The sequence below is a fragment of the Chrysosporum bergii ANA360D genome, assembly GCF_029891735.1.
Classification (GTDB): domain Bacteria; phylum Cyanobacteriota; class Cyanobacteriia; order Cyanobacteriales; family Nostocaceae; genus Umezakia; species Umezakia bergii.
In genome coordinates, this window is the sequence record NZ_JANQDH010000020.1 from 44,865 (window position 1) to 51,543 (window position 6,679).

Consider the following 6,679-nt stretch of genomic DNA (forward strand, 5'->3'; position numbering starts at 1 on the left):
ACTACAAATCATCAACCAATAGGATAAAAAGTCAGATAAAAAGTAGGATAAAAGGTCAGATAAAAAATAGGGCTGCTGTGGTAGAGTTGTTGTCCTTCAACACCACAACTCAAAACCCACACACAGCCCATGTTCTAAATACTAAAAAAATGTCTTACACTTTTTTTAACCAGCTAAACATAGCGCGTAGGTCCTTACCCACTTCTTCAATGGGATGTTCAGCTTCTTGACGGCGCATAGCAGTAAACCCTGGTTTACCAGCTTGATTTTCTAAGACAAATTCCCGTGCAAATTGCCCAGATTGAATTTCCTGGAGAATTTTCTTCATTTCAGCTTTAGTTGTGTCATTGACCACCCTTGGACCGCGGGTGTAGTCGCCATATTCAGCGGTGTTAGAAATGCTGTCCCGCATTTGGGCTAGTCCACCTTCCACAACTAAGTCCACAATTAATTTAACTTCGTGGAGACATTCAAAATAAGCTAATTCTGGTTGATAACCAGCTTCTACTAAAGTTTCAAATCCGGCTTTGATTAAAGCACTTAAGCCACCACACAATACTGCTTGTTCGCCAAACAAATCTGTTTCTGTTTCTTCCCGGAAACTTGTTTCTAAAACACCAGCGCGAGTACCACCGATACCTCTAGCGTAAGCCATAGCGCGATCGCGTGCTTGGCCGCTTGCATCCTGATAAACTGCAAACAGTGCTGGTACTCCTTGTCCTTGTTCGTAGGTGCGACGCACTAAATGTCCAGGTCCTTTAGGTGCTATCATCACCACATCTACATTACCAGGGGGTACAACTTGCCCAAAATGAATATTAAAGCCGTGGGCAAAGGCCAGGACATTACCCGCTTGTAAATTTGGTTCAATTTCGTTTTTATAAACTGTCTTTTGGACTTCATCAGGTAATAAAATCATGATGAAATCAGCAGCTTGAGCAGCATCCGCCACAGGTTTCACCGTTAAACCAGCTGCTTCGGCTTTTGCTGCTGACTTACTACCCGGATATAGTCCCACTATGACATTTAAACCACTATCTTTTAAATTAAGGGCGTGGGCATGACCTTGGGAACCATAGCCAATAATGGCAATAGTTTTTCCCTCTAAGAGGTCTAAATTAGCATCTTCATCATAATACATCCGGGCCATATGCATCTCCTGTCAGCAGCATTGTCTTTAATTACCAGATTTTTTATCTTACCTGAAAATGTAGAGAATAGGGAAGCGATATAATTTCGCTAAATCACATTTTGAGTTAAAAGTTTGTAACAATTAATACGAAATAATTACACTAATGAATGCCAAGATCAAAAATAGCCAGCCCAGAGGATCTAGATTAATATGCCGGAAATACACGAATCCATCGCTCAACACTACCACGAACGCACTAAATACGATCCTGAGACCCTCGCATCTAAATCTCACAGTTTAGATTGGTCTAAACAGCCAGTACCCTTTAAAGAATACAAAATTGGCTCAAATTTTGACCTCAAGCCCTATATTCAAGAAACATCAGCAACATTTCTGGATAACCCCGATGTTAAATGGTGGCGGAGACTATCGCGGTTACTGTTTCGCAGTTATGGACTCACCGCCAGGATGCCTTCTATGGGGAGTACAGTATATTTAAGGGCTGCTCCTAGTGCGGGGGGGTTATATCCCGCTGAAGTGTATATAGTCTCCCGTGGCACTCCATTACTACCGCATGGACTGTATAATTACCAATGCCGCACTCATTCCTTAATCCACTACTGGGACAGTAATGTTTGGTCAGCCTTACAATCAGCTTGTTTTTGGCATCCAGCCATTGAAAACACCCAACTAGCAATAATTATTACTGGGGTTTTTTATCGTTCAGCATGGCGATATGAAGATAGAGCCTACCGCCGCATATTTTTAGATACAGGACATCTGCTGGGTAATATAGAGTTAGCCGCAGCAATGAATGACTATCGCCCCCACTTAATCGGTGGTTTTGTTGATCAAGCAGTCAATGACCTACTTTATCTTGATTCCCAACAAGAAGGAGTCCTGGCGGTTCTACCTCTAGCAGACCTACTCGATATCCAACAAAATTTACCCCTGGGGTGTACAGCCTTACCTTCTGATTTTGAAACAAATTATCCCCCCATCCCCGATGGTCAACTGCTGAAATATTTTCATCTTCACACCCAAATTAAACCAGATGCCACTGGTAAGTTAAACTTACCAAAGGTCAGACAAGAGAAAATCCCAGATGATAAATACAATTTTCCCTTTTGTGTGAAAATTCCCACAGCCACAACCCCCATTGATTGGGGGACACAACTGTCAGGTTTAGAAAACACTATGTACAAGCGACGTTCTACCCGCGCCTACAGTGGTGAAGATTTAACCTTTGATCAGATCAAAAGCTTACTGGACTTTACCTACCAACCACAGAATTACCTCTACCAAGGTTTAGATAGTTTTCCAGACTATTTTGATTTAAGTTTAATTGAAACATTTATTGCCGTGAGTGGGGTACAGGGTTTGGAGTCAGGTTGTTACTATTACGCCCCCAAGTCCCAGGAATTACGGCAAATTCGCTTTAAAAATTTCCGCAGAGAATTACACTTTCTTTGCCTAGGGCAAGATTTAGGCAGAGATGCAGCAGCAGTACTGTTCCATACAGCTGATCTGAAATCTGCCATTGGTCAGTATGGCGATCGCGTTTACCGTTATTTACACATGGATGCTGGACACTTAGGGCAGAGGTTAAATTTAGCCGCGGCTCATTTGGGTGTGGGTGTCAGTGGTATTGGTGGCTTCTTTGACGATCAAGTAAACGAGATTTTAGGCATTCCCGCCGATGAAGCGGTTATATACGTGACGACCCTAGGCAGACCAAGGTAAAAGCATCAGCACACCAGACATGGTATTATTATCTAGTTTGGTAAAGTTGACCACTTTGACAACAGCCACCAAAACACCAATACATTTACCAATTCAAGAGGTGACATCATCATTGGAAAAATTACTCAAGATAGCCAGAATTATTGATGCTTGTACTGAACGCGTCGGCAAATTTACCAGTTGGCTGGTGGTGGTGATGGTAGTACTTGGCGTATGGAATGTTGCCGGGCGATATTTAGGGCGATTGATTGGCATTAATCTAACTTCCAACGCTTACATAGAAGCCCAATGGTACATTTTTGATTTAATTTTCTTATTGAGTGCAGGGTATACTTTAAAGCGCAATGAACACGTACGTGTAGATGTGTTTTACAGCAATTGGCCACGGAAGCGCAAAGCACTAGCAGACTTGCTGGGTACAGGATTATTTCTCATTCCCTTCTGTATTATGGTCATCTTTTTTTCTTGGGATACCGTTGTGGCTTCCTGGCAAATCTGGGAAACATCACCAGATCCTGATGGTTTACCCCGCTACCCCATTAAAACCATAATTATTGTTTCTTTTGTATTGTTAATTTTTCAGGGGATTTCTCAGATCATCAAAAACTTAGCAATTCTTCAAGGCAAACTCGAACCCCAGGAGAAAAATCATGATACTGGATTATGAATGGCTGGGTCCGGTGATGTTCGCTGGGGCGTTAGTGTTACTATCCCTAGGATATCCGGTAGCATTTTCTCTGGGTGGAGTGGCAATTTTATTTGGCATAGGGGGAATTGTACTCGGTGTATTTGACCCAGTATTTTTAACTGCCATGCCACAGCGAATTTTTGGCATTATGGCCAATTACACTCTTTTAGCTATCCCTTATTTTATCTTCATGGGGTCGATGCTGGAGAAATCTGGCATAGCTGAGAACTTATTAGAAACCATGGGGATTTTGTTAGGACGCTTACGGGGCGGACTAGCTTTAGCTGTGGTGTTGGTGGGTGCGCTATTGGCTGCAACCACTGGTGTGGTGGCTGCAACGGTGGTGGCCATGGGTTTAATTTCCCTCCCTATTATGTTGCGCTATGGATACAACAAACAATTAGCCACCGGTGTCATTGCGGCTTCGGGAACTTTGGGGCAAATTATCCCACCTAGCGTTGTTTTAGTGGTACTAGGGGATCAGCTAGGGGTTTCCGTTGGTGATTTATTTATCGGTTCGGTGATTCCTGGTTTAATGATGTCTGGGGCCTTTGCCCTCCATGTGCTGATTGTGGCATTTTTCAAGCCAGATTTAGCCCCAGCCTTACCAGCGGAGGTGAGGGAAATTGGTGGTAAAGCTTTGGCGAAAAGGGTAATTCAGGTAATGCTACCGCCGTTGATTTTGATATTATTGGTACTAGGAAGTATATTTTTTGGCTTTGCTACCCCCACAGAAGCGGGAGCAGTGGGTTGTGTAGGTTCCATGGTTTTGGCTGCGGCTAACCGTCAATTTACCTTAGATGCTCTGAGTCGGGTTTGTGATGCTACTTTAAAAATTACCAGCATGGTGCTGTTTATTTTGCTGGGTTCCACAGCCTTTAGTTTAGTCTTCCGGGGCTTGAATGGCGATCAATTTATGTTTGATGTCCTGGCTAATCTTCCTGGTGGGGTCATCGGCTTTTTGGTGGTCAGTATGGTCACAGTATTTATTCTCGGCTTTTTTATTGATTTTTTCGAGATTGCCTTTATTGTTGTACCTTTGTTTGTACCAGTAGCCCAACAATTAGGCATTGACTTGGTTTGGTACGGTGTAATTTTGGGAGCAAATCTACAAACTTCCTTTCTTACCCCTCCCTTTGGTTTTGCCTTGTTTTACCTGCGTGGTGTCGCACCGCCAGAAGTCAGTACATCTGATATCTATCGCGGTGCGATACCGTTTATTTTGCTGCAATTGCTGGTTTTAGTCTTAATTATTGTTTTTCCCGGTATTGTCAGTTTTTTACCTAACTTGGGAAAATAAAACCAGCAGTTTTCTAGACCTTGGACATGGCAAAATTGGCATAACTCAATTCATTAACCCGATTCCAGTCGAAAACTTGTTTACGGAAGACTTGCCACTCTTGGTAAACTTGTTTAAAAGTTGAGTCTTTAGTGGCGTTTTCTTCCAGGAACTCAAAGGAGGCTTTTTCGCCTGCTTGCATAATTTCTGGACTGAAAGAAAGTAGTTTAGTACCCCCTGCCACTAGTCTAGACAGGGCTTGACCATTTAAGGTATCGTATTCAGTTAGCATATTCATGTTGGCTTCATAGGCGGCAGTTTGAAAAATGGCTTGGTATTCTTGGGGTAATTTCTCCCAAGCACTACGGTTAACTAATACTTCTAATGTCGCTCCTGGTTCCCACCAACCGGGATAATAGTAGAATTGGGCAGCTTTGTGTAATCCTAGTTTTTCATCATCATAAGGACCAACCCACTCAGCTGCATCAATAGCCCCCCGGTCTAGTGCTAGAAAAATTTCTCCACCTGGTAACACTTGCACATTTACCCCCAGGCGAGATATAACCTGTCCCCCTATACCGGGGATACGCATTTTTAAACCCTGGAGGTCAGCAACGGTGTTAATTTCTCTCTTGAACCATCCCCCCATTTGCACACCGGTATTACCAGCCGGAAAATTAATAATATTGAAGTCGCTATAGATTTTCCGCATGGTATCTAGTCCACCACCGTGGTATAACCAAGCGTTTTGCTGTTGGGCGTTTAAGCCAAAAGGTACGGTGGTAGCAAAAGCCAAAGCTAAGTTTTTACCGATGTAGTAATAACCAGCAGTGTGTCCGCATTGCACCGTTCCCGTTTGTACAGCGTCCATGACCTGTAACCCCGGAACCAATTCTCCAGCCGCAAAGGGTGTAATAATAAAACGCCCGTTAGTCATTTCTTTGACTCGTTTAGCCAGTATATCTGCCCCAGTGAAAATTCCTAGAGATTTAGGCCAGCTGGTTGCCATTCGCCACCGGACATTGGGCAGTCCTGTTTGTACATTACTGGCGGTTTTACGCGCACAGGAACCTAATGTCACCGCAGTTGTAGTGGCAACAACTGCTGTATTGATAATTTTGCGACGTTTCATATTGGCAAGTAGTAAATTTATTCATCATACGGTAATTTACCACTTTAGTTAGTATCGGCAAAAGAGACAGCCTTTTTTAAAAGTTTACTAACGACAAAAATTTGGCGACAAAAATTTGGTAGTATTAAAGTTAATGCACCTGGGGACGGTGTACACCATCCCTAATGTAATATCTAAAAAATGGGTTGAAAACCCCATCCTTCTACGACGGCTTTTCTTGATTCTGGAGATATTTCTTCAGCACCTCAAGTGGCGCACCACCAACAGAAGACACAAAGTAACTAGGACTCCATAGAGCTTGCTTACCATAGGGTTTAGGAAATCCAGCTTGACCGTATCTACGGCTAGACACACCTTTTAAAGCATTAACAATTTGAGATATTGAAAGTTTAGGTGGAAACTCAATGAGTGCGTGGATGTGGTCTGATTCTCCGTTAAACTCTAGTATGTGAAAATCCATCTTTCTTGCTACCTCTACAAACGATTTGTAAATTAGTTCAAGACTTTCATGCGTAAAAATTTTTGTTCTATACTTAGTAACACAAACCAAGTGTATTTTTAGGTCTGAGATACTATGTCTTTCATGTCTTAAACCACTTGTCATTTTTGCCTAAACAATGTAGAATCTATTTTAGCATAATGTTAGCACAAAGCATGAAAGCTAGATATCAGTACAGATTTTACCCCACAGACCAACAGCAACAG

At 42.6% G+C, this 6,679-nt stretch carries 6 protein-coding genes; 3 read left to right on the forward strand and 3 right to left on the reverse strand.

Annotation, left to right across the window (positions count from 1 at the left end; translation table 11 throughout):
• Positions 1-154 precede the first annotated feature (154 nt).
• Positions 155-1,150, reverse strand: a complete 996-nt coding sequence (gene ilvC / locus NWP17_RS03165) for a ketol-acid reductoisomerase (RefSeq protein WP_280653456.1) — start codon at positions 1,148-1,150, stop codon at positions 155-157.
• A gap of 192 nt (positions 1,151-1,342) precedes the next feature.
• On the opposite strand from ilvC, the gene NWP17_RS03170 reads away from it, so the two are divergent.
• The 3 genes from NWP17_RS03170 to NWP17_RS03180 all read left to right on the forward strand — a co-directional run bounded on the left by NWP17_RS03170 (position 1,343) and on the right by NWP17_RS03180 (position 4,863).
• Positions 1,343-2,875, forward strand: a complete 1,533-nt coding sequence (locus tag NWP17_RS03170) for a SagB/ThcOx family dehydrogenase (protein ID WP_280653457.1) — start codon at positions 1,343-1,345, stop codon at positions 2,873-2,875.
• 112 nt (positions 2,876-2,987) lie between these two features.
• Positions 2,988-3,542 carry a TRAP transporter small permease subunit gene (locus tag NWP17_RS03175; protein ID WP_280653463.1) on the forward strand — a complete coding sequence of 185 codons (555 nt, stop codon included), beginning with the start codon at positions 2,988-2,990 and terminating at the stop codon, positions 3,540-3,542.
• Complete coding sequence (locus NWP17_RS03180) at positions 3,526-4,863, forward strand: TRAP transporter large permease (protein ID WP_280653458.1); 1,338 nt, start codon at positions 3,526-3,528, stop codon at positions 4,861-4,863. Before NWP17_RS03175 ends, NWP17_RS03180 begins: the two co-directional genes overlap by 17 nt.
• A 13-nt stretch (positions 4,864-4,876) precedes the next feature.
• On the opposite strand, the gene NWP17_RS03185 is transcribed toward NWP17_RS03180, so the two are convergent.
• A complete protein-coding gene (locus NWP17_RS03185; protein ID WP_280653459.1) occupies positions 4,877-5,974 on the reverse strand; it encodes a TRAP transporter substrate-binding protein in 1,098 nt (365 codons plus the stop codon).
• A gap of 202 nt (positions 5,975-6,176) precedes the next feature.
• Positions 6,177-6,578, reverse strand: a complete 402-nt coding sequence (tnpA, locus tag NWP17_RS03190; protein WP_280653460.1) for an IS200/IS605 family transposase — start codon at positions 6,576-6,578, stop codon at positions 6,177-6,179.
• Between the last annotated feature and the right edge of the window lie 101 nt (positions 6,579-6,679).